Genomic DNA, 26686 nt, shown 5'->3' on the forward strand with positions numbered 1-26686 from the left:
CGGGTTGAGAGCACCGTCTCCGGATAAGCCCGGCCTCGGCCGGGCTTCCGTCGTCTTCGGGCTCATCCGTCCCCGGCCGCGAACCCACCAAGAAGGCCCACCAAGAAGGCGGGGAGCCCGGCGAAAAGGCCGGGGCGGACGGTTCACTCGAACAGAGTGTGCCGCTCACCGCGTCGGCGCCTGCGGACGATCCTGATCCCGACCACCACGATGTCCACCACCGCGACGGCCGCCAGGACGGCGAGGGCCACGGTGAGCAGGGTGAATCCGCCCTGTGCCGCGAACACCGCCAGAACCGTGCAGACCACCAGGCCGAAGATCGCCAGAATGAGCCGCAGGTTCAGCGCGCTCTTCGGATGGTCGTGCGTACCTGGCTGCTCCTTCATGGGACCACCTCCGGGGCGATGTCGACCCCCCCACCTGCCCATATCTGCGCAAGGGGGTATCTCTTTCAGGCCCTACCCAGGACATCCCTGACCATCCACGGCACCAGAGCTCGCCGAGAAAACGCGGCGGCCGGCCCGGCAGCCGGTTTCCGGCGATCGTGAAAGCCACCCGGAACGCAAAAAGACCTCCGCGGGTGATTTCACCCGCGGAGGTCTTTCCGCGTGCTCGCCGTCGAGCCGTACCCGAGGGTCCGGCTAGTAGATCGGGCGTGAGGAGGAGCGCAGCCGCTCCAGGGCCTCGGCGAGGATCTGCGCACCATCCTTGTCGCTGCGGCGTTCCTTCACGTACGCGAGGTGCGTCTTGTAAGGCTCGTTACGCGGCGGGGCGGGCGGGTTCGCCTCGTCCTGACCGGCGGGGAGACCACACCGGGGGCAGTCCCAGAACTCGGGGACGGCCGCGTCGCTGGCGAAACTGGGGCGCGTCTCGTGCATGTTCGCGCACCAGAAAGGCACCCGCACACGGGGGGCCGCCTCGCCGCGCTCCGCCTCCCCCATCGGGCCGGCACCGACACGGCTGCCACGGATCGCGTTGCCACTACCCACGGATGAACTCCTTGCTCGATGGCCCCGCCGCTTGGGGATGCGGGGACTGAACCACTGTCACGCCTGTCGAAGCCAGGTCAGGGCCGCAGAAGCAGGCCCAGCGCGATGATGCAGACGAACCAGACGACACCGGTGATGACGGTGAGTCTGTCAAGGTTGCGCTCCACCACCGAGGAGCCTCCGAACGACGACGAGAAACCGCCACCGAACAGATCCGAGAGGCCACCGCCCTTGCCCTTGTGGAGCAGGACGAGCAGCATCATCAGCAAGCTCGACAGGATGAGGGCGATGGAGATTCCGATTGTCACCGTTGACCTGTTCCCTATGTGCGCGTGACCCGCGTCCGGGCACGACCCTTGTGTACGCCGATGGCGTGACGATTCAAACCTGCTCTAAGAGGGTATGACGTGCTGTCAAGTCGCACCCACCGAATGGCTCAGTCAGTTCGACAATTCGCCAAAACGGCAAATCTTGACGAACTCCCCGGGGTCGAGGCTCGCGCCACCGATCAGGGCACCGTCGACATCAGGCTGCGCCATGATGCCCGCGATGTTGTCAGACTTGACCGACCCACCGTAAAGGATACGGACACCGGCGGCCACTTCTGCGTCGTACAGCTCGGCGAGTCGCGCCCGGAGTGCCCCGCAGACCTCCTGCGCGTCGTCCGGGGTGGCCACCTCGCCGGTGCCGATCGCCCACACCGGCTCGTAGGCGAGCACGATGGAGGCGACCTGCTCGGCGCTCACCTTGCGGAGCGCGCCGTCGAGCTGCGCGACGCTGTGGGCCACCTGGTCGCCCGCCCTGCGCACCTCCAGGCCCTCACCCACGCACAGAATGGGGGTGAGCGAGTGCCGGTAGGCCGCCTGCACCTTGGCGTTGACGACGTCGTCGTCCTCGCGGTGATACTGGCGGCGCTCGGAGTGACCGGCGAGCACGAAGGTGCAGCCGATCTTGGAGAGCATCGCCCCGGAGATCTCGCCGGTGTAGGCGCCGCCGTCGTACTGCGACAGGTCCTGCGCACCGTAGACGATCCGCAGCTTGTCGCCGTCCACCAGGGTCTGCACGCTGCGCAGGTCGGTGAACGGCGGCAGCACGGCCACCTCGACCCGGTCGAAGTCCTTGTCGTTCAGCGCGAAGGCGAGCTTCTGGGTGTGCGCGATGGCCTCAAGGTGGTTGAGGTTCATCTTCCAGTTGCCGGCCATGAGCGGCTTACGAGGTGTGCTCATCGTTCGCTCACCACTCCTTGTTCACTGGGCGGGCGGCGTCGGTCGTCGACCGGCCGCTCCGCTCGTCGCGTGGGTTCACTTTCTACCGCTCCAGCGCCACGAGTCCGGGGAGGGTCTTGCCCTCCAGGTATTCGAGGCTGGCCCCGCCACCGGTGGAGATGTGGGAGAACCCGTCCTCCGCCAGGCCGAGCCTGCGCACGGCCGCGGCCGAGTCTCCCCCGCCGACGACGGTGAAGGCCTCAGAGGCGATCAACGCCTCGGCGACCGCGCGAGTTCCCCCGGAGAAGGCCTCGAACTCGAAGACGCCCATCGGGCCGTTCCAGAACACCGTCCTGGCGTCGGCCAGCCTGCCCGCGAACAGCTCGCGGGTGCGCGGGCCGATGTCGAGCCCCTCGCGGTCGGCCGGGATCGCGGTGGCGTCGACCACCTCGTACTCGGCGTCCTCGGCGAACTCGACGGCCGCGAGCACGTCGACCGGCAGGACGATCTCGACCTCGCGCTTGCGCGCCTCGTCGAGGAAGCCCCGCACCTTGTCGAGCTGGTCCTCCTGGAGCAGCGACCTGCCGACCTCGTAGCCCTGGGCCTTGAGGAAGGTGTAGGCCATGCCGCCGCCGATGAGGAGCCGGTCGACCTTGGTGAGCAGGTTGCCGATCACGCCGAGCTTGTCGGAGACCTTGGCGCCGCCGAGCACCACGGCGTACGGCCGCTCGGTCTCGTCGGTCAGCTTCCTGAGCACCTCGACCTCGGCCAGGACGAGCCGGCCCGCGGCGTGCGGCAGCAGGCCGGGCACGTCGTAGACGCTGGCGTGCTTGCGGTGCACCGCGCCGAAGCCGTCGCCCACGTAGACGTCGGCGAAGGCGGCGAGCTTGGCGGCGAAGGCGGCCCGCTCCTCGTCGTCCTTGGACTCCTCGCCCGGCTCGAAGCGCAGATTCTCCAGAAGGGCCACCTGACCGTCCTGGAGGGCCTCCACGACGGCCTGGGCGGACTCGCCGACCACGTCGGTCGCGAAGGCGACGTCGGCACCCAGGAGCTCACCCAGCCGCTTGGCGACCGGGGCGAGGGAGTATTCCGGGTTCGGCTTGCCCTTGGGGCGTCCCAGGTGCGCGACGACGACCACGCGGGCCCCCCGGCCCGCGAGCTCCTTGATCGTCGGCACCGAGGCGCGGATGCGGCCGTCGTCGGTGATGACGTCCCCCTCCAGGGGGACGTTGAGGTCGGCGCGCACCAGGACGCGCCGGCCGTCCACGTCGAACTCGGAGATGTCCTTCATCAGAGGTCGGCGCCGACCAGCTCGATGAGGTCGACGAGGCGGTTGGAGTAACCCCACTCGTTGTCGTACCAGCCGACGACCTTGACCTGGTTGCCGATCACCTTGGTGAGGGGCGCGTCGAAGATGCAGGACGCCGGGTCGGTCACGATGTCGGAGGAGACGATCGGGTCCTCGTTGTAGGTGAGGTAGCCCTTGAGCTCGCCCTCGGCCGCGGCCTTGAGCGCGGCGTTGACCTCCTCGACGGTGGTCTCGCGGCCGACCTCGACGGTGAGGTCGGTGGCCGAGCCCGTGGGGATCGGCACGCGCAGCGCGAAGCCGTCGAGCTTGCCCTTGAGCTCGGGCAGCACCAGGCCGATGGCCTTGGCGGCGCCGGTCGAGGTCGGCACGATGTTGATCGCGGCGGCGCGGGCGCGACGCAGGTCGCTGTGCGGGGCGTCCTGCAGGTTCTGGTCCTGCGTGTAGGCGTGGATCGTGGTCATCAGACCCTTCTCGATACCGAAGGTGTCGTTGAGGACCTTGGCCATCGGCGCCAGGCAGTTGGTGGTGCAGGAGGCGTTGGAGATGACCGTGTGGTTCGCCGGGTCGTACTTGTCGTGGTTGACGCCCATCACGACGGTGACGTCCTCGTTCTTGGCCGGAGCCGAGATGATGACCTTCTTCGCGCCGTTCTCGGCGTGCACGCGGGCCTTGTTGGCGTCGGTGAAGAAGCCGGTCGACTCGACGACGACGTCCACGCCCAGGTCGCCCCAGGGCAGCTTGGCGGGGTCGCGCTCGGCGAACGCCTTGATGGTCTTGCCGTCGACGATGATCTCGTCGGCGGTGCTCTTGACCTCGTACGGCAGACGGCCGAGGATGCTGTCGTACTTCAGCAGGTGGGCGAGCGTGGCGTTGTCGGTCAGGTCGTTGACCGCCACGATCTCGATGTCCTTGCCGCTGGCAGCGACCGCGCGCCAGAAGTTGCGGCCGATGCGGCCAAATCCGTTGACGCCTACGCGGATGGTCACGGTGCCGATCTCCTCGTACATCGATGCGCCGGTCTCTCGGATCCGGCGACTTGGTGCTGGCTGAAACCTCAACCACGAACCTTATCGGACCCAAATTGGCCTAGACCACTTGAGGGGGTGCTCCGTTATTCGCTAACCCACGAACAGGTATCGCACCATTCAAGTAAAGTGCCCGACTCGTCACTACAAACACCACAACCCCGGGAGAACCCGCTGTGACAGATAACGACCCACACCTGGCGAACGGGCTTCTACCCGGCATCCTCACCGGTCTGCTGGGCACCGCCGTCGGCGCCGCGGCCTACGGCGCGCTCATCGCCTTCAGCGGGTACGAGATCGGCTTCGCCGCCATCGGCGTCGGTCTCCTCGTCGGCCTCGCCATGATCGCGGTGAAGCCGACCAGCCCGGTACTGCCGCCGCTCGCCGCCTTCTTCTCCCTCGCCGGCGCCGCGCTCGGCCAGGTCGTCGGATCCACCATCGCCTGGGCGCAGGTGTCCGGCGAGGACTACGGCCCCGCCCTCGCCCGGGTGCTCGACGCCTTCCCCGAGCTTCTGCGCCAGGACCCCATCTCGCTGCTGTTCTGGGTGGTCGCCGCCTACGCGGGCTTCAGCTTCGTGAACAGGCGCGTCAAGGCCGCCCGAGAGGCCCACGACGCCCGCGCCGCCTCGCCCGTCCCGCAGCCGGGCGAGGCCGCCGACCACACGAACTACTTCGAGCCCAGGAAGCAGCCCTGAGCCACGGGCCTTCCGGCCGAACGACCGCTGCCGCCGGCGCGATCCCGACGACCTAGGGGGCCAGCATGTCGACGGTGAGATTGGCCTCGGTGTTGGGAACGCCGATGTCCTGGGCCCGCTTGTCGGCCATGGCCAGCAGGCGGCGGATGCGACCGGCGATGGCGTCCTTGGTCAGGGGCGGGTCGGCGAGCTGACCCAGTTCCTCCAGGGACGCCTGCTTGTGCTCCACCCTCAGGCGACCGGCGATCACCAGATGCTCGGGGGCCTCCTCCCCGAGGATCTCCAGGGCCCGCTGGACCCTCGCCCCCGCCGCGACCGCGGCACGGGCCGAACGGCGCAGGTTGGCGTCGTCGAAGTTGGCGAGCCGGTTCGCCGTCGCGCGAACCTCGCGGCGCATCCGCCGCTCCTCCCAGGCGAGCACGCTGTCGTGGGCGCCCAGCCGGGTCAGCAGCGCGCCGATGGCGTCGCCGTCGCGGACCACCACCCGGTCGACGCCGCGCACCTCCCTCGCCTTGGCGTGGATCTTCAACCTCCGCGCGGACCCGACCAGCGCGAGCGCCGCCTCGGGCCCCGGACAGGTGACCTCGAGCGACATCGAGCGCCCCGGCTCGGTCAGCGAGCCGTGCGCCAGGAACGCCCCCCGCCAGGCCGCCTCGGCGTCACAGGTCGCCCCCGCGACGACCTGGCGGGGCAGGCCCCTGACCGGGCGCCCGTGGTTGTCGATCAGACCGGTCTGGCGGGCGAGCGCCTCCCCGTCGCGGTAGACCCGCACGAGGTAGCGCGAGCCCTTGCGCAGCCCGGCCGGGGCCAGGACGAGCACCTCGGCCTTGTGCCCGAAGACCTCGCCGATGTCCTTGATCAGCCGCCGAGCGGTGACGTTGGTGTCGAGCTCGGCCTCGATCACGATCCGGCCGCTCACCAGGTGCAACCCGCTCGCGAACCGCAACAGCGTCGACACCTCGGCCTTACGGCAGCAAGGCTTCAGGATCTGCAGCCTGCTCAGCTCGTCCTTGACCACACCTGTCATCGCCATGCGTGTTCGTCCTCCCCCATACAGACCCCTTGCGACCCGAGATAAATCGGGCTCACAGAAGTTTCTCGCACTCCTGAGCACCGCTGACCAGGATCAACGCTTCTCACGGAAAATCTCGTCCAGGACGGAGGCAAGACGTTGTGCATCGTGTCGCGGGGAGCCGTCCTCGTCCGCCACGGAGGCGAGGACCAGCCTCCCCCCGAGATCGGCCGCGGCCTTGTCCAGCTCATCACGGTCGTCGATCACCCCGGTGTCGGCGACGACGACGTCGATCTCCAGGGAGGGCGCGTGCTCGCGCAGCACCTCCAGGTGCTTCTGGGGGGAGAATCCGTCGGTCTCCCCCGCCTGCGGGGCGAGGTTCAGCGCGACCAGGCGGCGGGCGCGGGTGGCGTGCAACGCCTCGGCCAGCTCGGGCACCTTCAGGTGGGGCAGCACGCTGGTGAACCAGGAACCGGGACCGAACACCACCCAGTCGGCGTCCAGGACCGCACGGACGGCCTCGGGGCACGCCGGCGGGTCCTCGGGGAGCAGCGAGATGGCCCGGACCCTGCCGGGCGTGAGCGCGCAGGCCACCTGACCGCGTACCGTGCTCACCTCGCCGTCCAACTCGACCTCGGCGGCGATGTCGAGCGGCACCGAGGCCATCGGCAGCACCCGCCCGTGCGCGCCGAGCAGCCGCCCGAGCCAGTCGAGTCCCAGCACCGTGTCGCCGAGCCGCTCCCACAGCGCCACGATCAGCAGGTTGCCGATCGCGTGGCCGTGCAGGTCGCCCTCGCTGCGGAAGCGGTGCTGGACGACCTCGCTCCAGGTGCGCCCCCACTCGTCGTCACCGCACAGGGCCGCCAGGGCCATCCTCAAATCCCCCGGGGGGAGCACACCGAGCTCGCGGCGAAGACGGCCGCTGGAGCCCCCGTCGTCGGCGACGGTCACCACCGCCGTCAGCCGGGAGGTGACCCTCCGCAGCGCCGACAGCGAGGCGTACAGCCCGTGTCCCCCACCCAGCGCGACGATCTTGAGACCTTCGTTCACTCCCGGCCCACATCCCGATGGCTCACCTGCACCTCCATGCCACCCCTGTCGCGCAGCCGCCCGCCGATCTGCTCGGCCATGGCGACGCTGCGGTGCTTGCCGCCGGTGCAGCCAACGGCGAGCGTGGCATAGCTCTTGCCCTCGCGGGTGTAGCCGGAGGCGATGATGGTGAACACCTCCTCGTAGGCGTCGAGGAGCTCCTTCGCACCCGCTTGGTTGAGAACGTACTCCCGTACGGGAGCGTCCAGTCCGTTCATCGGGCGGAGTTCGGGGACCCAGTGGGGATTGGGCAGGAACCGGCAGTCGACGACCAGGTCGGCGTCGACGGGCAGGCCGTACTTGTAGCCGAAGGAGACGACGTTGACCCGCAGCCCTGGGCGGTCCTCGCCGCCGAAGAAGGCGACGATCTTCCCCCGGAGCTCGTGGACGTTGAGGTTGGAGGTGTCGATCACCAGGTCGGCGTTCGCCCGCACCTCGCGCAGTATGCCGCGTTCGCGGGCGATCCCGTCGACCAGGCGGCCGTCGCCCTGCAGCGGGTGCGGGCGGCGGACGTTCTCGAACCTGCGGACCAGCTCCTCGTCACTCGCCTCCAGGAACACCACGCGCACTGCGACGCCGCGCCCCTCCAACTCCTCGATCGCACTGTTGAGGTCGCTGGTGAAGGCGAGGCTGCGCACGTCGACCACCGCGGCCACCTTGTCCGCGGCCAGCTTGACCCGCCCCGCCTCCTCGGCCATGGCGAACAGCAACCCGGGCGGCAGGTTGTCGATGACAAACCACCCCAGGTCCTCCAGGGCCTTGGCGGCGGTGCTCCGCCCCGCCCCCGACATTCCGGTGACGAGGACGAACGCGGGCTCTCTTTCGCTCATGGGTTCTGCCCCTTCAAGGCCGACACGATCGTCTCGGCCGTCGAGGGGCCGATCCCGGGAACCTCGCAGATCTGTGCCGCGGTCGCCTCCCGCAGCCGCTTCACCGATCCGAAATGCTTGATCAACGCCTGCCTGCGGGCCGGGCCGAGACCGGGGACCTCGTCCAGAGCGCTTTCCTTGACACTCTTCGACCGTTTGGATCGATGGTAGGTGATGGCGAAGCGGTGGGCCTCGTCGCGTACCCGCTGGAGCAGGTACAGGGCCTCGCTGGAGCGGGCGAGGATCACCGGCAGGTCCTCGCCGGGCAGCCAGACCTCCTCCAGTCGCTTGGCCAGCCCGCACACCGCCACGTCGTCCACGCCCAGCTCGTCGAGCGCCCTGCGGGCCGCCGCGGCCTGGGCTGGACCTCCGTCGACGACGACGAGGTTGGGCGGGTAGGCGAACTTGCGCGGCTTGCCGGTCTCCGGGTCGATGCCCGGTGACGTGCGGGTCGGCGGCCCGTCGCCCGCGCCCGGCCCTCCGCTCGCGCCCTCGGCCGCCTCCTCGGCAGGGCCTGCGGCCGGCCCGTCGGCGGGATCGGCCCCGGTGTCCGTGTCGAGCTCTCCGGTGGCCGAGCGCTCCTCCAGGTAGCGCTTGAACCGGCGGGAGATCACCTCGTAGATGGAGGCGACATCGCCCTCGGTGGAGCGCACGGAGAACCTGCGGTATTCGCTCTTGCGTGCCAGGCCGTCCTCGAAGACCACCATGGAGGCCACCACGTCGGTGCCCTGGATGTGGGAGACGTCGTAGCACTCGATGCGGAGCGGCACCTGGTCCAGGTCGAGGGCGTCGGCGACCTCCTGCAGCGCCCTGCTGCGCGCGGTCAGGTCGCTGGCCCGCCTCAGCTTGTGCTGCTTCAGGGACTCGACGGCGTTGCGCTCGACGGTCTCCATCAGCGATCTCTTGTCGCCGCGCTGGGGGACCCTGATCTCCACCCGCGCCCCGCGGTGCTCGCCGAGCAGCTCGGTGACCGCTCCGGCGTCGGGGGGCAGGACCGGAACCAGCACCTCCCTGGGCAGCGCCTCGGCGGCCGCCTCGCCGTACATCTGCAGCAGGAACTGCTCGACCAGCTCGCCCGGCGCGGCATCCTCGACCTTGTCGACCACCCAGCCGCGCTGGCCCCTGATGCGCCCGCCGCGGACGTAGAACACCTGGACGGCGGCCTCCAGCGGATCCTCCGCGAGGGCGACCACGTCGCAGTCGGTGTTGTCGCCGAGGACCACGGCCTGCTTCTCCATCGCCTGCCGCAGCGCCTGGATGTCGTCGCGCAGCCTGGCGGCCCGCTCGTACTCCTGCTCGACGGCGGCCTCGCGCATCTCACGCTCCAGCCGCTTGATGAACCGGCCGGTGTTGCCCGCCATGAACTCACAGAAGTCGTCGGCCAGCGCCCGGTGCTCCTCGGCCGTGACCCGGCTCACGCAGGGGGCCGAGCACTTGTCGATATAGCCGAGCAGGCAGGGGCGGCCGATCTGCGCGGCCCGTTTGAAGACCCCGCCCGAGCAGCTCCTGATCGGGAAGACCCGCAGCAGCAGGTCGACGGTCTCCCTGATCGCCCAGGCGTGGGAGTAGGGGCCGAAGTAGCGGGTGCCCTTGCGCTTGGCGCCTCGCAGCACCTGGACCCGGGGGAACTCCTCCCCCATCGTGACCGCGAGGTAGGGGTAGGACTTGTCGTCGCGGTATTTGACGTTGAACCGCGGGTCGTACTCCTTGATCCAGGAGTATTCGAGCTGGAGTGCCTCGACCTCGGTGCCGACGACCGTCCAGTCGACGTCCACGGCGGTGGTGAGCATGGTCTGGGTGCGCGGATGCAGGCCCGCGAAGTCGGCGAAGTAGGAGTTGAGCCGCTGGCGCAGGCTTTTGGCCTTGCCGACATAGATGACCCGGCCTTCCGCGTCCTTGAACCGGTAGACGCCGGGGGACTCGGGGATGGACCCCGGCTTCGGCCGGAAACTCACCGGACCACCCACAGATCTCGCCACACGGAAAGCCTATCGGCCCGGACCGACACGTTTCCTTACAGCTTTCCGCTCAGACAAGGTCGGTGGCCGGGCCGTACCCCGGCCCCCGCCCGGGACCGGGGTACGGCCTCACGCGACGCCCGTCGCTTCCTACAGGTGCTCCTGGCCGTACTGGAACCGCCGCGTGAGACGCCCGCCACCGCCGGGACGTTCCCCGGCGGCAGGCTCGCGGCGGACGGGGATCAGGCGAGGACGATGGAGTCGCCGTCCACCTTGATCGCCTTCTCCTCCAGGGGGTCGGTGGCCGGGCCGTTCGCCACGGAACCATCGGTGATCTTGAACTTGCTGCCGTGGCAGGGGCAGTCGATGGTGTCGCCCTCGATCTTGTCGACGTCGCACCCCTGGTGGGTGCAGACGGAGCTGAACGCCTTGAACTCGCCCGCGGCCGGCTGGGTGATCACGATCTTCTGGTCCTTGAAGATCTTGCCGCCTCCCTCGGGGATGTCCGAGGTCTTGGCCAGGGCGTTCGCGGAGCCGCCCGAGTCGGCACCCGCGCTCGTCTCGGCCGCCTCCGGCGCCTGCGACGCGGAGGTCGCGGAGGTGTCCCCGCCGCTCTCCGCCGGCTCCCCGTAGCCCCCGCACGCGGTCAACACCGCGGCCATCCCGGCCCCACCGGCGCTGAATATCACCGTACGACGTGTCGTCTCAGTCATCTATATCCTCCAGAATCATCATCTTCAGGTACGGCTCGCACCCCGATGACGGTTCAGCTTGCCGCACATCGTGTCAGGAGACTGTGAAGAATTACTCCCTCGGCCCTCTTCATGGACCATCCGGAGAACCCCCTCCAAACCCTCGGCACGGGCCTCGGCCCCGGCGAACCAGGCCCGACCCGGCGGATCCGCGCCTCCCCGGAGGAGAGGTCGGCACGAACCGTCAGAGCACGATGATTCCGTCGCCCTCGACCTTCAGCGCGTACTGGACCAGCGGCGCCTCAGCCGGGCCCTTGAGGCATTCTCCGGAGTCGACCGCGAACTCACTGCCGTGACAGGGGCAGCGGATGACGCCGTCCCCGATCCTTCCGACCGCGCACCCCCGGTGCGGGCAGCTCGCCGTGAACGCCCTGAACACCCCCGAGGTCGGCTGGGTGATCACGATCTTCCACTTGGTGATCACCTTGCCACCGCCCACCGGGATGTCGGCGGTCCGCGCGATGACCTTCCCCTTGATCCCCGGCGGCACGATGGCGGCGGCGGACTCCCCGCTCGCGCACCCCGCCAGCGCCGCACCGCACGCCACGGCCCCCGCGGCGGCGATCACCTGCCTGCGCGCGGGCATGGCGGAGGTTTCCTGCATGCTCATCGCGGCCCTTCTCGCAATGTCATCCCCGATCGGAACCGGGCTCCCTCGTCCAGGGTATTGACGGGGGAACCCGGTCCCGAATCCGGCCCTCAGCTGCCGAGGATCTTGCGCAGGAAGCGGCCGGTGTGGCTCTCGTCGACGAGGGCGACCTCCTCGGGCGTCCCGGTGGCGAGCACGCTGCCGCCCCGCGAGCCACCCTCGGGCCCCATGTCGATCAGCCAGTCGGCGGTCTTGATCACGTCGAGGTTGTGCTCGATGACGATGACCGTGTTGCCCCCGTCGACGAGCTTGCCCAGGACGCCCAGCAGCCTGCGGATGTCCTCGAAGTGCAGGCCGGTGGTGGGCTCGTCGAGCACGTAGATCGTGCGGCCGGTGGAGCGGCGCTGCAGCTCCGAGGCGAGCTTGACGCGCTGTGCCTCGCCGCCGGACAGAGTCGTGGCGGGCTGGCCGAGCCTGACGTATCCCAGGCCGACGTCGTTGAGCGTCTTCAGGTAGCGCTTGATCGCCGGAATGGAGTCGAAGAAGTCCAGGGCCTCCTCGATCGGCATGTCGAGCACCTCGGAGATCGTCTTGCCCTTGTAGTGAACCTCCAGGGTCTCCCGGTTGTAGCGCGCCCCGTGGCAGACCTCGCAGGGCACGTAGACGTCCGGCAGGAAGTTCATCTCGATCTTGAGGGTGCCGTCTCCCGAGCAGGCCTCGCACCGGCCGCCCTTGACATTGAAGCTGAAGCGGCCCTTCTGGTAGCCGCGGACCTTGGCCTCGGTGGTCTGCGCGAACAGGTCGCGGACCTTGTCGAAGACGCCGGTGTAGGTCGCCGGGTTGGACCGGGGCGTGCGGCCGATCGCCGACTGGTCGACATGCACGACCTTGTCGACCAGGTCCATCCCGTTGACCCGGGCGTGGCGGCCCGGGACGGTGCGCGCACCGTTCAATTCCTTGGCGAGCGCGTTGTAGAGGATGTCGTTGACCAGGGTGGACTTGCCTGAGCCCGAGACACCGGTGACCGCGGTCAGCAGTCCGAGCGGGAACTCCACGTCGACGCCCTTGAGGTTGTGCTCACGGGCACCCTTCACGGTGATCTGCCGCTTCCTGTCGCGCTTGCGGCGGGTGGCGGGAATCGCGATCGTCCTGCGACCCGACAGGTAGGCACCGGTCATCGAGTCTTCCGAGGCGAGCAGGTCGGCCACGGTGCCGGAGACGACGACCTGGCCGCCGTGCTCCCCCGCCCCGGGGCCGATGTCGACCACCCAGTCGGCTGCGGCGATGGTGTCCTCGTCGTGCTCGACCACGATGAGCGTGTTGCCCATGTCGCGCAGCCTGATCAGGGTCTCCAGCAGCCGCTGGTTGTCACGCTGGTGCAGGCCGATGGAGGGCTCGTCCAGCACGTACAGCACCCCGACCAGTCCCGAGCCGATCTGGGTGGCGAGCCGGATGCGCTGCGCCTCGCCACCGGCGAGGGTGCCGGAGGCCCGGTCCATGGTGAGGTAGTCGAGGCCCACGTCGAGCAGGAAGCCCATCCGGGCGTTGATCTCCTTGACCACCCGCTCGGCGATGTGCATGTCGCGCTCCGACAGCTTCAGCCCCGCCAGGAACGTCGCGCAGTCGCCGATCGACATCGACGAGACGTCGGCGATCGAGCGGCCGTCGACCGTGACGGCCAGCGAGACCGGCTTGAGCCTCGCCCCCTTGCAGGCCGGGCACGGGATCTCCCGCATGTAACCTTCGTACTTCTCGCGCATGCCGTCGCTGTCGGACTCGCCGTGGCGGCGCTGCACCCAGGGGATGACCCCCTCGAAAGTGGTGTAGTAGGAGCGCTGGCGGCCGTAGCGGTTGCTGTAGCGGACGTGGACCTGCTCGTCGTGGCCGTACAGCAGGGCCTTCTGCGCCTTCTTGGGGAGGCGCTCCCACGGGGTGTCGAGGCCGAACCCCATGGTCAGGCCGAGCGCCTCGACGAGGCGCTCGAAGTAGTCGCTGGTGTGGCCCCCGGCCCACGGCGAGAGCGCGCCCTCGCCCAGCGGCCTCTCCGGGTCGGGCACGATCAGGTCGGGGTCGACCTCCATCCGGACGCCCAGGCCCGTGCACTCGGGACAGGCGCCGAAGGGTGAGTTGAACGAGAACGAGCGGGGCTCCAGCTCCTCGAACGACAGGTCGTCGTAGGGGCAGTAGAGGTGCTCCGAGTAGAAACGCTCGCGGTTGGGGTCGTCCTCGGGCAGGTCGACGAACTCCAGGGTGATCGTCCCGCCCGACAGACCCAGGGCGGTCTCCACCGAGCCGGTCAGGCGGCTGGCCGCGCCCTCCTTCACCGCCAGACGGTCGACGATCACCTCGATGTCGTGCTTTTCCTGCTTCTTCAGCGTCGGCGGCTCGTCCAGGCGGACCACGGTGCCGTCGACGCGGGCGCGGGCGAACCCCTTGGCCTGGAGCTGGCTGAACAGCTCGGCGTACTCGCCCTTGCGGCCGCGGACCACCGGGGCGAGCACCTGGAAGCGGGTGCCCTCCTCCAACTCCATCACCCGGTCGACGATCTGCTCGGGGCTCTGCCTCGCGATCGCCCGCCCGCACTGCGGGCAGTGCGGCTTTCCGATGCGCGCCCACAGCAGGCGCAGGTAGTCGTACACCTCGGTGATCGTGCCGACGGTGGAACGGGGGTTGCGGCTCGTCGACTTCTGGTCGATCGACACCGCGGGTGAGAGTCCTTCGATGAAGTCGACGTCGGGCTTGTCCATCTGCCCGAGGAACTGCCGCGCGTACGCCGACAGCGATTCGACGTAGCGGCGCTGACCTTCGGCGAAGATCGTGTCGAAGGCCAGGCTTGACTTGCCCGAGCCGGACAGCCCGGTGAAGACGATCAGAGCGTCTCGCGGAAGATCCAGCGAGACGTCCTTGAGGTTGTGTTCACGTGCACCACGCACGATGAGGCGGTCAGCCACAGCAGTCCCGACGTCGTTGATAGAGGGTTGGAAGTAGTCGCGGGAAGACTAGCGAGAGGGGCCGACAATTTTCCGGACCGGCGTTCGGAGTCTTTCCGGACCGGCGTCCGGAGTCGTTTTCCCGCCGCCTCCAGAGTACGGTCTCCCCCCGGATATGGCAGGTGGCCCACGATTTCAACGACGTGAACACCCCCCTTATGCCCCGTCCCGCCCGCCGGGCGCGATGATGATGGTGACGAGGGCGGAGCGCGTGCCGCCCCGCCTTCCCGCGACCCCGTCCGAGGAGAATCCGTGACGTACACCGGTGATGTACAGGTCGGCGGCCCCGCCGACCTGCGCGAACTGCCCGCCCTGACGATCGCCAAACTGGCCGTCGGCCCGTTCGACAACAACGCCTACCTGATCCGGTGCACCCAGACCGGTGACGGCGCCCTCATCGACGCGGCCGCCGAGCCCGACCGGCTGCTTGAGCTCATCGGCGACCAGCCGATCAGCAAGATCGTCACCACCCACCAGCACGGCGACCACTGGCAGGCCCTGGAGGAGGTCGCCAGGGCGACCGGTGCCTCGGTGATCGCCCACCCGCTCGACGCGGGGGCACTGCCGGTGCCGGTGGATCTGGAGGTGGAGAACGGCGACGGGGTCACCGTCGGCGTGGTCAGCCTGGAGGTGATCCACCTGCGCGGGCACACCCCCGGTTCGATCGCCCTTTACTACCCCGGCCACCTGTTCACCGGCGACTCGCTCTTCCCCGGCGGCGTCGGCAACACCAACAAGGATCCCGAGCGGTTCGCCCAGCTCTTCGCCGACGTGTCGGAGCGGATCTTCGACAGGCTGCCGGACGACACCTGGGTCTACCCGGGCCACGGCAAGGACACCACGCTCGGCGCCGAACGCCCCTCGCTGCCCGAGTGGCGCGAACGCGGCTGGTGACCGTCTCGCCACGCTCCCTCACCCGGTGCCACCGGACGCGGGCGTGGCAGGCCTCCGCGTGATCGGCCCCTCGGCACCGCCCGGACACGGCCGGTGACCGCCACCGGAGGCCGAGACCGACGCCCGCCCGGCGGGAAGACCGTGGCCGCTCCCTCCGGGCTTCCGGGCGTCAGCCGCCGAAGACCCGGAGGATCCGATCCGCGGCCTTGGAGGGGTCCTCCACCCGCTCGACCAGATCGCCCCATGACCAGCGGTAGAACCAGCCCTCGGCGAGCGGTACGCAGTCGAGGGTCTCGCTGAACATCGCGGCCTCGGGATCGGTGACCCGCAACGACGGCGGGCTCCGCCTGAGCGTCACGTTCATGCCTCTCAGCTCCAACTCGCGAGCGAGCATGCCGAGGAAATAGGTGCGTGTGTGCTCATGTGGCTCGGTTGCCATGAGGCAATTGAACGCACCCGCGCCGGACGGGGAAAGCAGATCGGGACATTCCAGGGCGAGAACGGGTCGCGGCATGGGGTGTCCGCGACCATCGCCCCACCGCCCGGGTGAACATCCTCCGGGCGGCCTCAGGCCTCAGCCGACCCCGGCGGACGCCTTGCGCTGCTCCTTGCGCTTCTCCCGCTTGAACATCAGAACCCGCAGCGGGATCGCCGCCACGATCGTCATCTGCATGACGGCCCCGACCTTGATCAGCGTGTCGCCGCCCGCCAGGCCCGCGACCCAGATGGTGAGGCAGGCAACATTGATCATCATCCAGGCGAGCACGGCGGCGGCGAGGTTGCCCTTGGGCTTGGGGTACTCGATCCGGCTCACCATGAGGTACGCCACGCCGAAGACCGGCAGGATCGTCCAGACCGACGGGGGGAAGAGCAGCACGACCGAGACCACGGTCATCGCGCCCATCGGGATGGGCAACCCCATGAAGTCACCGCTCTTGGTCTTCACCGAGGCGAAGCGCGCGAGCCGGATGACGCCGGCCAGCAGCACCGACGACGCCGCCGCCATCACGAGCAGAAAGGGGATCTGCTGGTTGAACCCCGCCCAGATGACCACCATGAAGGCGGGAGCGAAGCCGAAACTGATCACATCGGCGAGGTTGTCCAGCTCCGCGCCCATCGCCGAGGCGCGGAATTTCCTCGCCACCAGGCCGTCGAACAGGTCGCAGGTGGCGCCGATCAGCAGGAGCACCACGGCGGTGCCGAAGAACCGGGGGTCCGCCGCGAAGGGCTTGGCCTCCTGCAGCGAGCTGATGGCCGACCAGGCGAGCACGCAGACCGCGAGGAAACCGCAGAGAGCGTTGCCCAGGGAGAGGGAGTCGGCGGCCGAGAGGCGAAACGCCTTACCTACCGGTCCTCGCGGCTCGTCGTCCGTCTCGTCCATCGGCCAGCTCGCGTCAGCCGTGGTCAAGGCTCGTCACCCCCGCGACCGTCTTCTCGCCCACGGAGACAGCGGGCGCGACTCCTTCGGGAAGGTAGACGTCGACCCGAGAGCCGAGCCTGATCAGGCCGATCCGCTCGGCCTTGGCCACCTTCGCCCCCTCGGCCACGTAGGGCACGATGCGGCGCGCGACCGCGCCGGCGATCTGGACCATCTCGATGTCGCCGAGAGCGGTGTCCAGGTGCCAGACGACCCGCTCGTTGGTGTCGCTGTCCTTGTTGAACGCGGGCAGGTATCCCCCGGACACGTGCTCCACCGAGGTGACCGTGCCGGCGAGCGGCGCCCGGTTGACGTGCACGTCGAGCGGGCTCATGAAGATCGCTACCCGGGTGCGGCCGTCCGGCCACGGGTCGATGCTCTGCACCACGCCGTCCGCGGGCGACAGGATCCGCCCGGTGCCCGGAGTGCGATCTGGATCGCGGAAGAACCAGAGCATCCCACCGCTGAGCGCGGTCAGCGGAACCGCAGCCAGCGCCCAGCGCCGGTCACGGTGGCTGAGCAGTGAGGTCACGGCGGCGGCGGCGACGGTCGGGAGCAACCACGGGGAGACGCCACGTGCCAGGCCCAACGGACCTGGTATGTGGCTTGCTGAATCGTGGGACACAGGGAACCTTTGTGATGTCTTGCGGCATTAGACCGGTATGTCTACCCGCTCTGGGGCAGGATGTTACCCATCTCTTAGCCTTTATAAGGCGCAATGAGACAAGCAAAGCGCCTCACACGCCGATTCGCTAGCCTTGCTCGACACTCGCCGGGGCGGTGTTTTCCTTGCCCGCGCGGGCGTCACGCCGGACCTTGATCAAGCTGATCACCGTGGTGACGGCCATCGTGACGACGATCACCGACAGCGACACCCAGATCGGCACCTCGGGGGCCCAGGAGACACCACTGGAGTGCAGCGCCTCGAGGATCAGCTTAACCCCGATGAAACCGAGGATGAACGCAAGACCGAAGCTGAGGTAGACCAGCTTCTGAAGCAGTCCACCCAGCAGGAAGTAAAGCTGGCGCAATCCCATGAGGGCGAACGCGTTCGCGGTGAAGACGATGAAGGCGTCGGTGGTGAGGCCGAAGATCGCCGGAATCGAGTCGAGCGCGAACAGCAGGTCGGTGGTGCCGATCGCGATCATGACGATCAGCAGCGGGGTGACCAGGCGCTTGCCGTCGACCTTGACGGTGATCCTCGCGCCCACGTAGTCGTCGGTGTGCGGGAGCACCCGCCGGGCCCAGCGCAGCACCGCGTTCTCCTCAAGGTGCTCCTCCTCGCCGAACTGACGGACGAGCTGGACGGCGGTGTAGATCAGGAACGCACCGAAGACGTAGAAGAGCCAGCCGAAGTTGGCCAGCGCCGCGGCACCGATCGCGATGAAGATGCCGCGCATGACCAGCGCCATCACGATGCCGATCAGCAGCACCTTGTGCTGGTATATCTTCGGCACCGCGAAGCGGGTCATGATGATGTAGAAGACGAAGAGGTTGTCGACGCTCAGGCTGTACTCGGTGAGATACCCGGCGATGAACTGGCCCGCGGGGGTGGGACCCGCGATCACCCACAGCCCGATGCCGAAGAGCACCGCGAGTGTGACGTAGAAACCGACCCAGAACCCGGCCTGTCTGAGGGAGAACTCCCGGGGCTCGCCTCGGTCGACTATCCACAGGTCGAAGGCGAGGACGACCAGGAGGCCGCCGATCACGGCGAGCCAGACCCAGACAGGAACATTCACGGTTGATAAACCTCCGGCGGCGCGCATGACAGACTGCCGGAGGTCTCTCCCGCCCGCGTGGAACCAGGTCGATGTGAAGCGGATCGACGATGCGGACCGACAGCCCCGGGGGCCTCGTGGAGCGAGACAACACCGTGATGACGAGACTGCCGCGAAGGGATACTCCCCCCCTAACCACGCCAGTATAGGCGTCTGGCATGGTGTCGCCTAATCCAACCTCGCGCCCCCTCCGCTTGTTCCATCGGCCCCGAAATCGCCTGTAGGCGGCCCCTTCCGGCTCTTTCGGCTCCCTCCGAGGACCGGGCGCATGCCTTTTTCTCCCCGCGGAACCGAGTGCCCTCCTTCTGCGGTTCTCTGATCGAACGAGCCACGCGAAACCCCGCGCGCTCTCAGCCGGAGAGCCCCGCGTAGACCGCGAGCACCGCCCCAAGCGCCTCTGCCGCGCCCGGCAGCTCGCGGCCCCGCAGGGCGGCGGCCCCGGCCAGTTCCCCGGCGAGCTCGTCGTCGGCGAGCACCCTCGCGACCGCGTCGCGCATCGCGGCGACATCCCCGTACGGCACCAACAGCCCGGCCTCTCCCACCATCGCGGGGACGCCCCCCACGGCGGTGGCGACGACCGCCGTTCCCGCCCGCAGGGCCTCCTGCACGGTGAGGGGTTGCCCCTCCCAGCGGCTCGGCACCACCAGCGCCCTCGCCACCCCGAGCAGATCCCCCACGTCGGCGCGGTCGCCGAGCAACCGCACCGGCAGGTTCTCCCGGTCGATCCGCCCCTGCAACTCCCCCCTCAGCGGCCCCTCCCCCGCCACCAGGAACACGACTTCGGGCGCACGCTCCCGGGCGATCCGGCCGTACCCAGGCTCGACGAGGGTCGCTCCCCGCGTAGGTTCCGCCTCCTGAGCCCCGCGCAGGGTCTTCGCGACGTCGAGCAGGGTCTCCAGGCCCTTCTGCTGGGCGAGCCTCGCGACCGTGAGGAAGATCACCCGATCTCCCACCCCGAGCTCTCGTCGCATGTCGCCGGGCTCGCGTCCCGAAAGGGGCAACGGGGGTGCGGGTACGACCGCGGCCTCGACACGCGTGGCCCCCAGGCGGGCCATCCGCTCCCCCAGGTCGGGGGAGACGACCAGGATCCGGTCGGCGCGGCGGGCCACGATCCGTTCCAGGAGGCCGTAGACCGCGCCGACGGCACCGCCCGCGGTGGCGGCGTTGTGCAGGGTCACCACCAGGCCTGTCCCGGTCCCTGCCAGCGCGATCGCCGCCAGAGCCCCGGCCCGCAACCCGTGGGCGTGCACGACGTGCGCCCCGCGCAACGCGCGAAGCGCCAGGACCGCCCGCAGGTCGCCGGCCGGGCGAGGCCGGTCGGAGATCGGCACGGGCACGAAGCGCGCACCGAGCGCGGCGAAGCCGAAGGCCCGCTCCGTACTCGGCGGGCCCGCCACGACCACCCGGTGGCCGCCGCGCACCAACCCTCCGGCCAGCATCGCCACGTGCCGGCCGACCCCTCCCGCGCTCGTCCCCAGTACGAGTGCCACCCGTCTGCCCTGATCAGCCATCGGAAAGGCCCCCCTCCTTCGCTGCCCCTCGGCGGAGCCTCGCCGCCAGCGCCTGGACGTCCTGTCTGTCGATCATCACGGCCACGGCCGCGAAAGCGACCACACCTGCCACACCGGCGGCCAGGCCCGCCGCCACGAACTCCCACGTGGACACCGCACCCAAGGCGTTGACCAGGGTGAGCCCCGCTCCCCAGGCGGCGGCACCGCCGGCCACGGTCGCGAGGAGAGTGCGTGGCGCCCCCGCCAGCGCGGCCGCTCCCCTGGTGCGAAGCACCGCGACGACCAGGAGCAGCCCGCCGACGGTCATACCGACGGTGCTGCCCAGCCCGAGCAGCCCGACCACGTCGGCCGGATTCCCCGCGGTGCGGGCGAGCGCGATCTGGGCCACCAGTGCGACGGCCCACCCGGTCACCGAGGCCACAGCCGCCGACCGGCCCCGCCCGCAGGCGTACAGGACGCGGGCGAGGTGCAGCATGAGCGCGTAGCCGGCCAGGCCCGGCGCGAACAGCGCGACACCCCTCGCCATCTCGGCGGGGTCGCCGCCCGGGGTCCCCTCAAGGAACACGCTCGACACCGGTACGGCGACCGCCGCCATCACCCCGGCCGCGAGCCCCGTGACCAGGAGCACGGCCCGGGTGGTGGAGGCGGTCAGGGTGTCGAAACCCGGCGCGTCCCCCTCGGCCGCGCGGGTGGACAGCACGGGGAACGAGCTGGTGGCGATCGGCATCACGAGCACCGCGTACGGCAGCTGGTACAGCGCCCAGGCGTAGGTGTAGGCGGCGATCGCACCCTCGCCGCCCAGTTCGTTGGCGAGGCGGATCACGACGATCAGCGCGATCTGCTGCGCGATCAGCACGGCGAGACCCGCGGTGGCGAGACTCCGCGCTCTGGCCGCGACGCCCGGCGGGAACGACAGCGAGGGCCGCAACCTCAGCCGCAGCCGGGCCACCGGGCCGATCACGGTGAGCACCATCGCGGCGGCGGCGACGGTCGCGCCGAGGGAGAGCGACAACTGCCCGGCGCCGCTGAGCTGCGACAGGTCCCTCGCGGCCTCCTCGTTGACCGCCTCGAACAACAGGTTGGAGGCGACGATGAGCAGGCTGGAGACCAGCGGCGCCAGGGCCGGGCCCATGAACCGCTGGTGGGCCTGGAGCACCCCGTACAGCACCACGGCCAGGCCGAAGAAGATCATCCGGGGGGCGAAGACGACGAGCAGGCCGGTGCCGGCCTCGACGACGTCCGCCAGGTCGCACGGGGCCGGATTCGCCACGAGCAGAGCGACGATCGGCCCCGCGAACGCGACGATGAGCAGCGTGAGCGGCACCAGGACGAGCATCGACCAGGTGAGCAGCGCCGAGGTGGTCCTGCTCACCTCCGCCCTGGCCTCGGGGTCGTCATCGGACCTGGAGGCCGCCGAGGCCAGCACCGGCACCACCATCCCGGCCAGTACACCGCCCGCGACCAGCTCGAAGACGATGTTGGGCACGTAGTTGGCGGTGTTGTAGGCGGTGCCCAGGCAACTGTTGCCGACGCTCTGCGACTGGACGAGATAGCGGCCGAAACCGACGAGCCTGGCCAGGACGGTCACGACTCCGATGAGGAGCGCCGCTCCCGCGACCCCTCGTGCGATCCTCGTGCTCATCGGGTGGCGGGTGCCTGCTCCACAGGGCGACGGCCGAGCATGTCGAGGCGGTGCAGGACGGGGTTGCCCGCGATCACCTTGGTGAAGCTGATCTTCTCCGAGGCCGCGGTCAGCGCGACCACGGTGCCGAGCACGACCAGGCGCCCCGGACGCCCCAGGGTGATGGTCGCGGCCAGCCCGAGCAGCGCGCCCAGCGCGTTGGCCCCCGCGTCACCGAGCATCGCCCGCTCGCCGAGGTCCTCGGGCAGCAACGCGGCGGCGGCCCCCATGGGAAGCGCGACCACGGTGGCCGAAACCGGATCGTTTCCGAGCAGCCCCGCGGCGAGCAGGGGCGCTCCGGCCAGGAGGCCCACCTTGACGGCGCGACCTGGCCGCAGGTCGAAGAGGTTGGCCAGGTTCGCGCTCCCCGCGATCAACACGCCGTTGACGGCGACGTCGAGGGGATGACGGGAGGTGAGGGCGGCCGCGGCCAGGCCGGTCGCGCCGATACCGAGGAGCTTCACGGCCCCGCTGGTGACCTCGCCCTTGGCCAGGGCGCTCAGATGCCCCTTGAACCCCTTGGACGAGGTCGCGCCGTACAGGTCGTCGTAGGCGCCGAGCCCACCACCGCCAGCCACCGCCAGCAGCGCCGCCACGCGGACCCTGCCGGGCAGCCCGGGGATCGCCGCCGCGGCGGCACCGGCACCGGCGACGAACGCCGGGCCCTCAAGCAGGGTGATCGGCTCACCCCTGTGGTTCGTGCGGGCCCAGGTCTCCGTGTCGCCGACCGGAGGCCTGCGGGTGAAGGCGGCGTACGCGGCGCGCGCGGCGACCGCGCCGAGGAACGCGCCGGCGAGGGCACCCGCGAGGGCGCGGGGAAAAGCGCGACGAGCCATTCGGATCATCCTCCGGAGGTGGCCGTGGGGACCGTGGGGGTCGGCGTCGCGCTGGGCTCGATGCCGGAGACACCGGAGCCGATGCCGTACTGGCCGGCCAGCCCGGTGAGTTGCTCTCGGAGAGCGTAGACCACCACGACCCGTCCCGCGGGCATATCGGCGGTGTCGACGCTGGAGACCTTCTCCGTGAAGGCCGCGTCCTCGCGGAGCGCGGCGATCACCCCGCCGGGCGCGACGGAGGTCTGCGTGCCGGCCAGCACGGTGCCCTGGCCCGCGTCGTCGAGGCCGAGCGCCAGCGTCACGAGCGTGCCCGCCTGCGCACTCGCGGTCTCCCCCGCGTACGCCTCCGCCGGGGCGATCATCAGGGCCGTCTCCGCGCGCCTGGCGGGCTCGCCGGTGACGGTGAGCAGACCGGCACGCTGGAACGCGTCGAGGATGCCGGCTCCGGACGGGTGCTCCTTGCCCACCTGGCTGGAGTCACTGGTCAGGATCGCGCCGGCGAGCACCTCCGCCGCCTTGTCGTGCGCCGTGTCCTCGACGGAGAAGACGGTCTCGGCGGCCTTGGCCCCGACGGCCAGCTTGTCGACGAAGCCCGCCTGGGCGGGGTCGGTGTATCGCTCGGTGAGAGTGATCCGGCCGGTCACGCTCCCCCCGGCCTCCTCGATCACCTGCTGCGCCGCCTCGCGCACGCTCGCGGTGCTGCCCGGGGCCTCGACGATCACGACGCTCCTGCCGACGAGCGCGTCCTGGACCATCCGGGCGGTGCCGCCGGTCACGAAGGCGTCGTTGGCGGCCTCGCGCTTCTGCAGGGCGTCCACCTGGTCGCGAAGCTCGTTGTTGCCCTCGCGAAGCTGGTTGGCCAGCGACTCGCTCGCCTTGATGACGGGATCTTCGAGCAGGGTGGTGCCGAGCACGATCCCGACCGACAACGCGAGGAAGATCGCGACGATGGAGACGAGGTGATAGCGGAAATCGATCACGAGAAGAGTCCGACCAGCCAGAAGATGAAGCCACTCCAGACGTCGCGGACGCTGTCCAGCCAGATCTTGCCCACCGGGGAGACGACGATCGCCACTCCCATGGTGATCAGCGTGGTGGCGACGAGCAGGAGCAGGGACGGTGTGGAGATCCGGCTGCGATAGAGCCGGCTGACGCCTTTCGCGTCGACGAGCTTGCTGCCCACCCGCAGGCGGGTGAGGAAGGTGCTGGCCATGCCGGAGCGGCCCTTGTCGAGAAACTCCACCAGGGTCGCGTGAGTGCCGACGGCGACGATGAGATCGGCGCCCTTGTCGTCGGCGAGCAGCATCGCGATGTCCTCGCTGGTGCCGATCGCCGGGAAGAGCACCGCGGTGCGGCCCAGCTGCTGGACCCGCTCCAGTCCGGGCGCCCTGCCGTCGCGGTAGGCGTGCACGACCAGCTCGGCACCGGTGGTGAGCGCCTTGGTGGAGACGGAGTCGAAGTCGCCGACGATGATGTCGGGCAGGTAGCCGGCCTCCAGCAGCGCGTCGGCGCCGCCGTCCACCCCGATCATGATCGGGCGGTATTCGCGGATGTAGGGGCGGAGGGCGGCGATGTCCTCCTTGTAGTGGTAACCGCGCACCACGATGAGGACGTGCCTGCCCTCCATCACGGTCCGGACGTCGGGAACGCCGATCCCGTCGATGAGGAGGTCGCGCTCGCGGCGGACGTACTCCATGGTGTTGGCCGCGAACGCCTCGATCTGCACCGTCAGCCCTGCACGGGCCTCGCTCATCGCGGCCTCGATGGACTCGGCCGTCTGCACATCGCCCTTGCCGACCACCTCGTCGTCGAGGTGAAGGACGCCCTCGTGCAACCTGACCAGGTCACCGTCCTTGATCCGCTCGAACAGCTCGGGGGTGGCGTTGTCGACGAACGGCACCCCGGCCTCGACGATGATCTGCGGGCCGAGGTTGGGGTAGCGGCCGCTGATGCCGGAGGCGATGTTGACGACACCCGCCGCACCGCACGCGACAAGAGCCTCCGCGCTCACCCGGTCAACGTCAACGTGATCGATAATCGCGATTTCCCCGGCCCTGAGGCGCTTGGTCAGCCTCTTGGTCCGCCGATCGATTCTCGCCACTGCCGTCACCCCGGGAAGGTCCGTGACCTTCCTGCGGCGGAGGTACCTTGCGAGCCTGTCTTGAAGCTCTTCAGTCGGCACCTTCATCACGCCCATCCTGCCAGAGTGAACGACCGGGAGAGCCAAACAGGCGGCAGCGTGTTAGATACGTCACCCGATACTCCTGAGACCTGCTCCCCTGGAACGCGAGGATTACTCCTTCAATCCCTCACGTACTGCCTCGCTTCTCGAATCCGGCGTGTTCGGCCTGTTTCGGGTCACGCCTTGTCGGCGGCGGCGATCGAGAGGAGCTCCTGCGCGTGCGCGCGGCCCAGCTCGGAGTCCTCAAGCCCGGCGAGCATGCGGGAGAGCTCCCTCGCCCGGCCGTCCTTGTCGAGGGCGATCACGCCGCTGCGCACCACGCTCCCGTCGTCGGCCTTCTCCACGACGAGATGCTGGTCGGCGAAGGCCGCGACCTGCGGGAGGTGAGTGACGACGATCACCTGGGAGGTGCGGGCCAGCCGTGCCAGCCTGCGGCCGATCTCCACCGCGGCCTTGCCGCCCACGCCCGCGTCGACCTCGTCGAAGACGAACGTCGGAACCGGGTCGGCGCCGGCGAAGACCACCTCGATGGCGAGCATCACCCGGCTCAGCTCACCGCCGGAGGCGCCCTTGTTCAGCGGCAGGAGCGGCGAGGCCGGGTGCGGCGCCATGCGCAGCTCGACCTCGTCGACGCCGTGCGGGCCGAATTCGGAGGCGGCGGTGATCGTGACCGCGACCCTGGCGTGCGGCATGGCCAGCGCGGTGAGCTCCTCGGTCACGGCCTGCCCGAACCGCTCCGCGGTCGCCGTCCTGACCCGGGTCAGCTCGGCGGCCAGCTCGGTGAGGCGCGCGGTGAGCTCCTCGTGCTCGCGGGTGAGCTCGCCGATGCGGTCGTCGTCACCGTCGAGCTCCGCCACCCGGGCGGCGGCCCGGGCGGCCCAGGCGAGCACCTCCGCGGTGTCCTGGCCGTATCTGCGGATGACGTGGATGAGCGCGGCCCGTCGCTCCTGCACCACCGCGAGCCTGCCCGGGTCGGCGTCGACCGACTCGGCGTACGCGGCCAGCTCGGTGGCGACGTCGGAGATCAGATAGCCCGCCTCCGCGAGCCGGTCGGCGATCCCGGCGAGCGAGGGGTCGAAGTCGCGCACCGCCTCGATGGCCCCGCGGGCCTCGCCGACCAGCGCGATGGCGTCCGGCATGGCCTGCTCACCCGACATCGGATCGCCGAGCAGCGCCCGGTGCGCCGTCTCCGCGGCGCTCCTGAGGGAGTCCGCGTGGGAGAGCCGCTCCTCCTCCTCGCGCAGCTCGATCTCCTCGCCGGGCTTGGGGTCGGCCTTCTCCACCTCGCCGAGCCCGAACCTGAGCTGGTCGGCCTCCTGGGCACGCTCCCTCGCCTTGGTGGTCAGCTCGGCCAGCCTCTCCGCGGTCTCCCTGTGCCGCTTGTACGCCTGCTCGTAGGCACGCAGCGGCTTGACCAGTTCCTCACCGGCGTAGCGGTCGAGGGCGGCCCGCTGACGGCCCGGCTGCAGCAGCCGCTGCTGGTCCATCTGGCCGTGCACGGCGACGAGGTCCTCGGCCAGGTAGGTGAGCGTGCCGACGGGAACCGTCCGCCCGCCCAGCCAGGCGCGGCTGCGCCCCTCGACGGAGACCGTGCGCGAGATGATCAGCTCGCCGTCCTCGACCACGCCTCCCACGTCCTGCACCTGCTGGGCGACCCGCCCGGCGGGGTCGACGATCAGCGTGCCCTCGATGGTCGTCTTGCCGGAGCCTGGACGGACGCGGGCGGGGTCGGCACGGCCACCGAACAGCAGCCCCAGGCCGGTCACCACCATGGTCTTACCCGCGCCCGTCTCGCCCGTGACCACGGTGAATCCCGGCGCCAGCTCCAGGACGGCCTCATCGATCACGCCGAGCCCCTGGATACGGACCTCCTCGACTCCAGGTCGCACTGGTCCCTCCCGT

The 26686-nt window shown here is 69.8% G+C and carries 25 protein-coding genes; 2 read left to right on the plus strand and 23 right to left on the minus strand.

Annotated elements, in window-relative coordinates; all coding sequences use genetic code 11:
- Nucleotides 1-143: 143 nt before the first annotated feature.
- The 6 genes from ACIBH4_RS13175 to gap all read right to left on the minus strand — a co-directional run bounded on the left by ACIBH4_RS13175 (nucleotide 144) and on the right by gap (nucleotide 4489).
- Nucleotides 144-386 (minus strand): DUF6343 family protein, encoded by a 243-nt coding sequence (locus ACIBH4_RS13175; RefSeq protein ID WP_362513878.1) that lies wholly within the window; start codon nucleotides 384-386, stop codon nucleotides 144-146.
- Between the two features lie 255 nt (nucleotides 387-641).
- Nucleotides 642-989: an RNA polymerase-binding protein RbpA gene (locus tag ACIBH4_RS13180; protein WP_012892502.1), complete on the minus strand. Its 348-nt coding sequence runs from the start codon at nucleotides 987-989 to the stop codon at nucleotides 642-644.
- A 77-nt stretch (nucleotides 990-1066) separates the two neighbouring features.
- The gene (gene secG, locus ACIBH4_RS13185; protein ID WP_030905020.1) at nucleotides 1067-1297 is read right to left on the minus strand and encodes a preprotein translocase subunit SecG; all 231 of its coding nucleotides are present in this window, start codon (nucleotides 1295-1297) and stop codon (nucleotides 1067-1069) included.
- A 132-nt stretch (nucleotides 1298-1429) separates the two neighbouring features.
- Nucleotides 1430-2215, minus strand: a complete 786-nt coding sequence (gene tpiA / locus ACIBH4_RS13190) for a triose-phosphate isomerase (protein ID WP_362513869.1) — start codon at nucleotides 2213-2215, stop codon at nucleotides 1430-1432.
- Nucleotides 2216-2297: 82 nt separating this feature from the next.
- Nucleotides 2298-3485 (minus strand): phosphoglycerate kinase, encoded by a 1188-nt coding sequence (locus tag ACIBH4_RS13195; protein WP_362513864.1) that lies wholly within the window; start codon nucleotides 3483-3485, stop codon nucleotides 2298-2300.
- Nucleotides 3485-4489 (minus strand): type I glyceraldehyde-3-phosphate dehydrogenase, encoded by a 1005-nt coding sequence (gene gap, locus ACIBH4_RS13200; protein ID WP_362513859.1) that lies wholly within the window; start codon nucleotides 4487-4489, stop codon nucleotides 3485-3487. The genes ACIBH4_RS13195 and gap overlap by 1 nt, the downstream gene beginning before the upstream one ends.
- A 215-nt stretch (nucleotides 4490-4704) precedes the next feature.
- Here gap and ACIBH4_RS13205 point away from each other — a divergent pair, with 215 nt between their 5' ends.
- Nucleotides 4705-5223 (plus strand): hypothetical protein, encoded by a 519-nt coding sequence (locus ACIBH4_RS13205; protein ID WP_362513856.1) that lies wholly within the window; start codon nucleotides 4705-4707, stop codon nucleotides 5221-5223.
- Nucleotides 5224-5275: 52 nt separating this feature from the next.
- Here ACIBH4_RS13205 and whiA read toward each other — a convergent pair whose 3' ends face one another.
- The 7 genes from whiA to uvrA all read right to left on the minus strand — a co-directional run bounded on the left by whiA (nucleotide 5276) and on the right by uvrA (nucleotide 14443).
- Nucleotides 5276-6256 (minus strand): DNA-binding protein WhiA, encoded by a 981-nt coding sequence (gene whiA / locus ACIBH4_RS13210; protein ID WP_362513853.1) that lies wholly within the window; start codon nucleotides 6254-6256, stop codon nucleotides 5276-5278.
- A gap of 93 nt (nucleotides 6257-6349) precedes the next feature.
- A complete protein-coding gene (gene yvcK, locus ACIBH4_RS13215) occupies nucleotides 6350-7267 on the minus strand; it encodes a uridine diphosphate-N-acetylglucosamine-binding protein YvcK (protein WP_362514361.1) in 918 nt (305 codons plus the stop codon).
- Nucleotides 7268-7281: 14 nt separating this feature from the next.
- Nucleotides 7282-8154, minus strand: a complete 873-nt coding sequence (gene rapZ / locus ACIBH4_RS13220; protein ID WP_362513850.1) for an RNase adapter RapZ — start codon at nucleotides 8152-8154, stop codon at nucleotides 7282-7284.
- On the minus strand, nucleotides 8151-10160 hold the full coding sequence (gene uvrC / locus ACIBH4_RS13225) for an excinuclease ABC subunit UvrC (RefSeq protein WP_362514358.1): 2010 nt from the start codon (nucleotides 10158-10160) through the stop codon (nucleotides 8151-8153). The genes rapZ and uvrC overlap by 4 nt, the downstream gene beginning before the upstream one ends.
- Nucleotides 10161-10393: 233 nt before the next feature.
- Nucleotides 10394-10864, minus strand: coding sequence for a Rieske (2Fe-2S) protein (locus ACIBH4_RS13230; protein ID WP_362513847.1), 471 nt, complete (start codon nucleotides 10862-10864; stop codon nucleotides 10394-10396).
- 223 nt (nucleotides 10865-11087) lie between these two features.
- Nucleotides 11088-11513: a Rieske (2Fe-2S) protein gene (locus ACIBH4_RS13235; RefSeq protein ID WP_362513844.1), complete on the minus strand. Its 426-nt coding sequence runs from the start codon at nucleotides 11511-11513 to the stop codon at nucleotides 11088-11090.
- A gap of 89 nt (nucleotides 11514-11602) precedes the next feature.
- Nucleotides 11603-14443, minus strand: a complete 2841-nt coding sequence (gene uvrA, locus ACIBH4_RS13240; protein ID WP_350947791.1) for an excinuclease ABC subunit UvrA — start codon at nucleotides 14441-14443, stop codon at nucleotides 11603-11605.
- A 291-nt stretch (nucleotides 14444-14734) separates the two neighbouring features.
- Here uvrA and ACIBH4_RS13245 point away from each other — a divergent pair, with 291 nt between their 5' ends.
- Nucleotides 14735-15376, plus strand: coding sequence for an MBL fold metallo-hydrolase (locus ACIBH4_RS13245; RefSeq protein ID WP_350947792.1), 642 nt, complete (start codon nucleotides 14735-14737; stop codon nucleotides 15374-15376).
- Nucleotides 15377-15545: 169 nt separating this feature from the next.
- On the opposite strand, the gene ACIBH4_RS13250 is transcribed toward ACIBH4_RS13245, so the two are convergent.
- From ACIBH4_RS13250 to recN, 10 genes are all read right to left on the minus strand, one after another.
- Complete coding sequence (locus ACIBH4_RS13250; RefSeq protein ID WP_362513839.1) at nucleotides 15546-15815, minus strand: hypothetical protein; 270 nt, start codon at nucleotides 15813-15815, stop codon at nucleotides 15546-15548.
- 135 nt (nucleotides 15816-15950) lie between these two features.
- Nucleotides 15951-16784 carry a CDP-diacylglycerol--serine O-phosphatidyltransferase gene (pssA, locus tag ACIBH4_RS13255; protein ID WP_350947794.1) on the minus strand — a complete coding sequence of 278 codons (834 nt, stop codon included), beginning with the start codon at nucleotides 16782-16784 and terminating at the stop codon, nucleotides 15951-15953.
- The gene (locus ACIBH4_RS13260) at nucleotides 16771-17376 is read right to left on the minus strand and encodes a phosphatidylserine decarboxylase (RefSeq protein WP_362765099.1); all 606 of its coding nucleotides are present in this window, start codon (nucleotides 17374-17376) and stop codon (nucleotides 16771-16773) included. The genes pssA and ACIBH4_RS13260 overlap by 14 nt, the downstream gene beginning before the upstream one ends.
- A gap of 169 nt (nucleotides 17377-17545) precedes the next feature.
- Entirely contained in the window at nucleotides 17546-18535 is a 990-nt protein-coding gene (locus ACIBH4_RS13265) for a TerC family protein (RefSeq protein ID WP_362513834.1), read from the minus strand.
- A gap of 389 nt (nucleotides 18536-18924) precedes the next feature.
- A complete protein-coding gene (locus ACIBH4_RS13270) occupies nucleotides 18925-20085 on the minus strand; it encodes a glycosyltransferase family 4 protein (protein WP_362764988.1) in 1161 nt (386 codons plus the stop codon).
- The gene (murJ, locus tag ACIBH4_RS13275; protein WP_362513828.1) at nucleotides 20078-21727 is read right to left on the minus strand and encodes a lipid II flippase MurJ; all 1650 of its coding nucleotides are present in this window, start codon (nucleotides 21725-21727) and stop codon (nucleotides 20078-20080) included. Before murJ ends, ACIBH4_RS13270 begins: the two co-directional genes overlap by 8 nt.
- The gene (locus ACIBH4_RS13280; RefSeq protein WP_362513825.1) at nucleotides 21724-22602 is read right to left on the minus strand and encodes a hypothetical protein; all 879 of its coding nucleotides are present in this window, start codon (nucleotides 22600-22602) and stop codon (nucleotides 21724-21726) included. Before ACIBH4_RS13280 ends, murJ begins: the two co-directional genes overlap by 4 nt.
- Before the next feature lie 5 nt (nucleotides 22603-22607).
- Nucleotides 22608-23582, minus strand: coding sequence for a copper transporter (locus ACIBH4_RS13285; RefSeq protein WP_362513822.1), 975 nt, complete (start codon nucleotides 23580-23582; stop codon nucleotides 22608-22610).
- Nucleotides 23579-24790, minus strand: coding sequence for a putative cytokinetic ring protein SteA (steA, locus tag ACIBH4_RS13290; protein ID WP_362513819.1), 1212 nt, complete (start codon nucleotides 24788-24790; stop codon nucleotides 23579-23581). The genes ACIBH4_RS13285 and steA overlap by 4 nt, the downstream gene beginning before the upstream one ends.
- Nucleotides 24791-24960: 170 nt before the next feature.
- On the minus strand, nucleotides 24961-26673 hold the full coding sequence (gene recN, locus ACIBH4_RS13295; protein WP_362513816.1) for a DNA repair protein RecN: 1713 nt from the start codon (nucleotides 26671-26673) through the stop codon (nucleotides 24961-24963).
- Nucleotides 26674-26686 lie beyond the last annotated feature (13 nt).

The organism is Streptosporangium sp. NPDC050284, from assembly GCF_044459525.1.
Classification (GTDB): Bacteria; Actinomycetota; Actinomycetes; order Streptosporangiales; family Streptosporangiaceae; genus Streptosporangium.

Excerpts from the sequence above, each read along its gene's own strand:
- ACIBH4_RS13280 (WP_362513825.1), bottom strand. The coding sequence starts at position 22,602 with ATGGCTCGTCGCGCTTTTCCCCGCGCCCTCGCGGGTGCCCTCGCCGGC.
- steA (WP_362513819.1), bottom strand. The coding sequence starts at position 24,790 with ATGAAGGTGCCGACTGAAGAGCTTCAAGACAGGCTCGCAAGGTACCTC.
- tpiA (WP_362513869.1), bottom strand. The coding sequence starts at position 2,215 with ATGAGCACACCTCGTAAGCCGCTCATGGCCGGCAACTGGAAGATGAAC.
- murJ (WP_362513828.1), bottom strand. The coding sequence starts at position 21,727 with ATGAGCACGAGGATCGCACGAGGGGTCGCGGGAGCGGCGCTCCTCATC.
- ACIBH4_RS13270 (WP_362764988.1), bottom strand. The coding sequence starts at position 20,085 with ATGGCTGATCAGGGCAGACGGGTGGCACTCGTACTGGGGACGAGCGCG.
- whiA (WP_362513853.1), bottom strand. The coding sequence starts at position 6,256 with ATGGCGATGACAGGTGTGGTCAAGGACGAGCTGAGCAGGCTGCAGATC.
- ACIBH4_RS13250 (WP_362513839.1), bottom strand. The coding sequence starts at position 15,815 with ATGGCAACCGAGCCACATGAGCACACACGCACCTATTTCCTCGGCATG.
- ACIBH4_RS13175 (WP_362513878.1), bottom strand. The coding sequence starts at position 386 with ATGAAGGAGCAGCCAGGTACGCACGACCATCCGAAGAGCGCGCTGAAC.
- ACIBH4_RS13235 (WP_362513844.1), bottom strand. The coding sequence starts at position 11,513 with ATGAGCATGCAGGAAACCTCCGCCATGCCCGCGCGCAGGCAGGTGATC.
- ACIBH4_RS13230 (WP_362513847.1), bottom strand. The coding sequence starts at position 10,864 with ATGACTGAGACGACACGTCGTACGGTGATATTCAGCGCCGGTGGGGCC.
- ACIBH4_RS13195 (WP_362513864.1), bottom strand. The coding sequence starts at position 3,485 with ATGAAGGACATCTCCGAGTTCGACGTGGACGGCCGGCGCGTCCTGGTG.
- rapZ (WP_362513850.1), bottom strand. The coding sequence starts at position 8,154 with ATGAGCGAAAGAGAGCCCGCGTTCGTCCTCGTCACCGGAATGTCGGGG.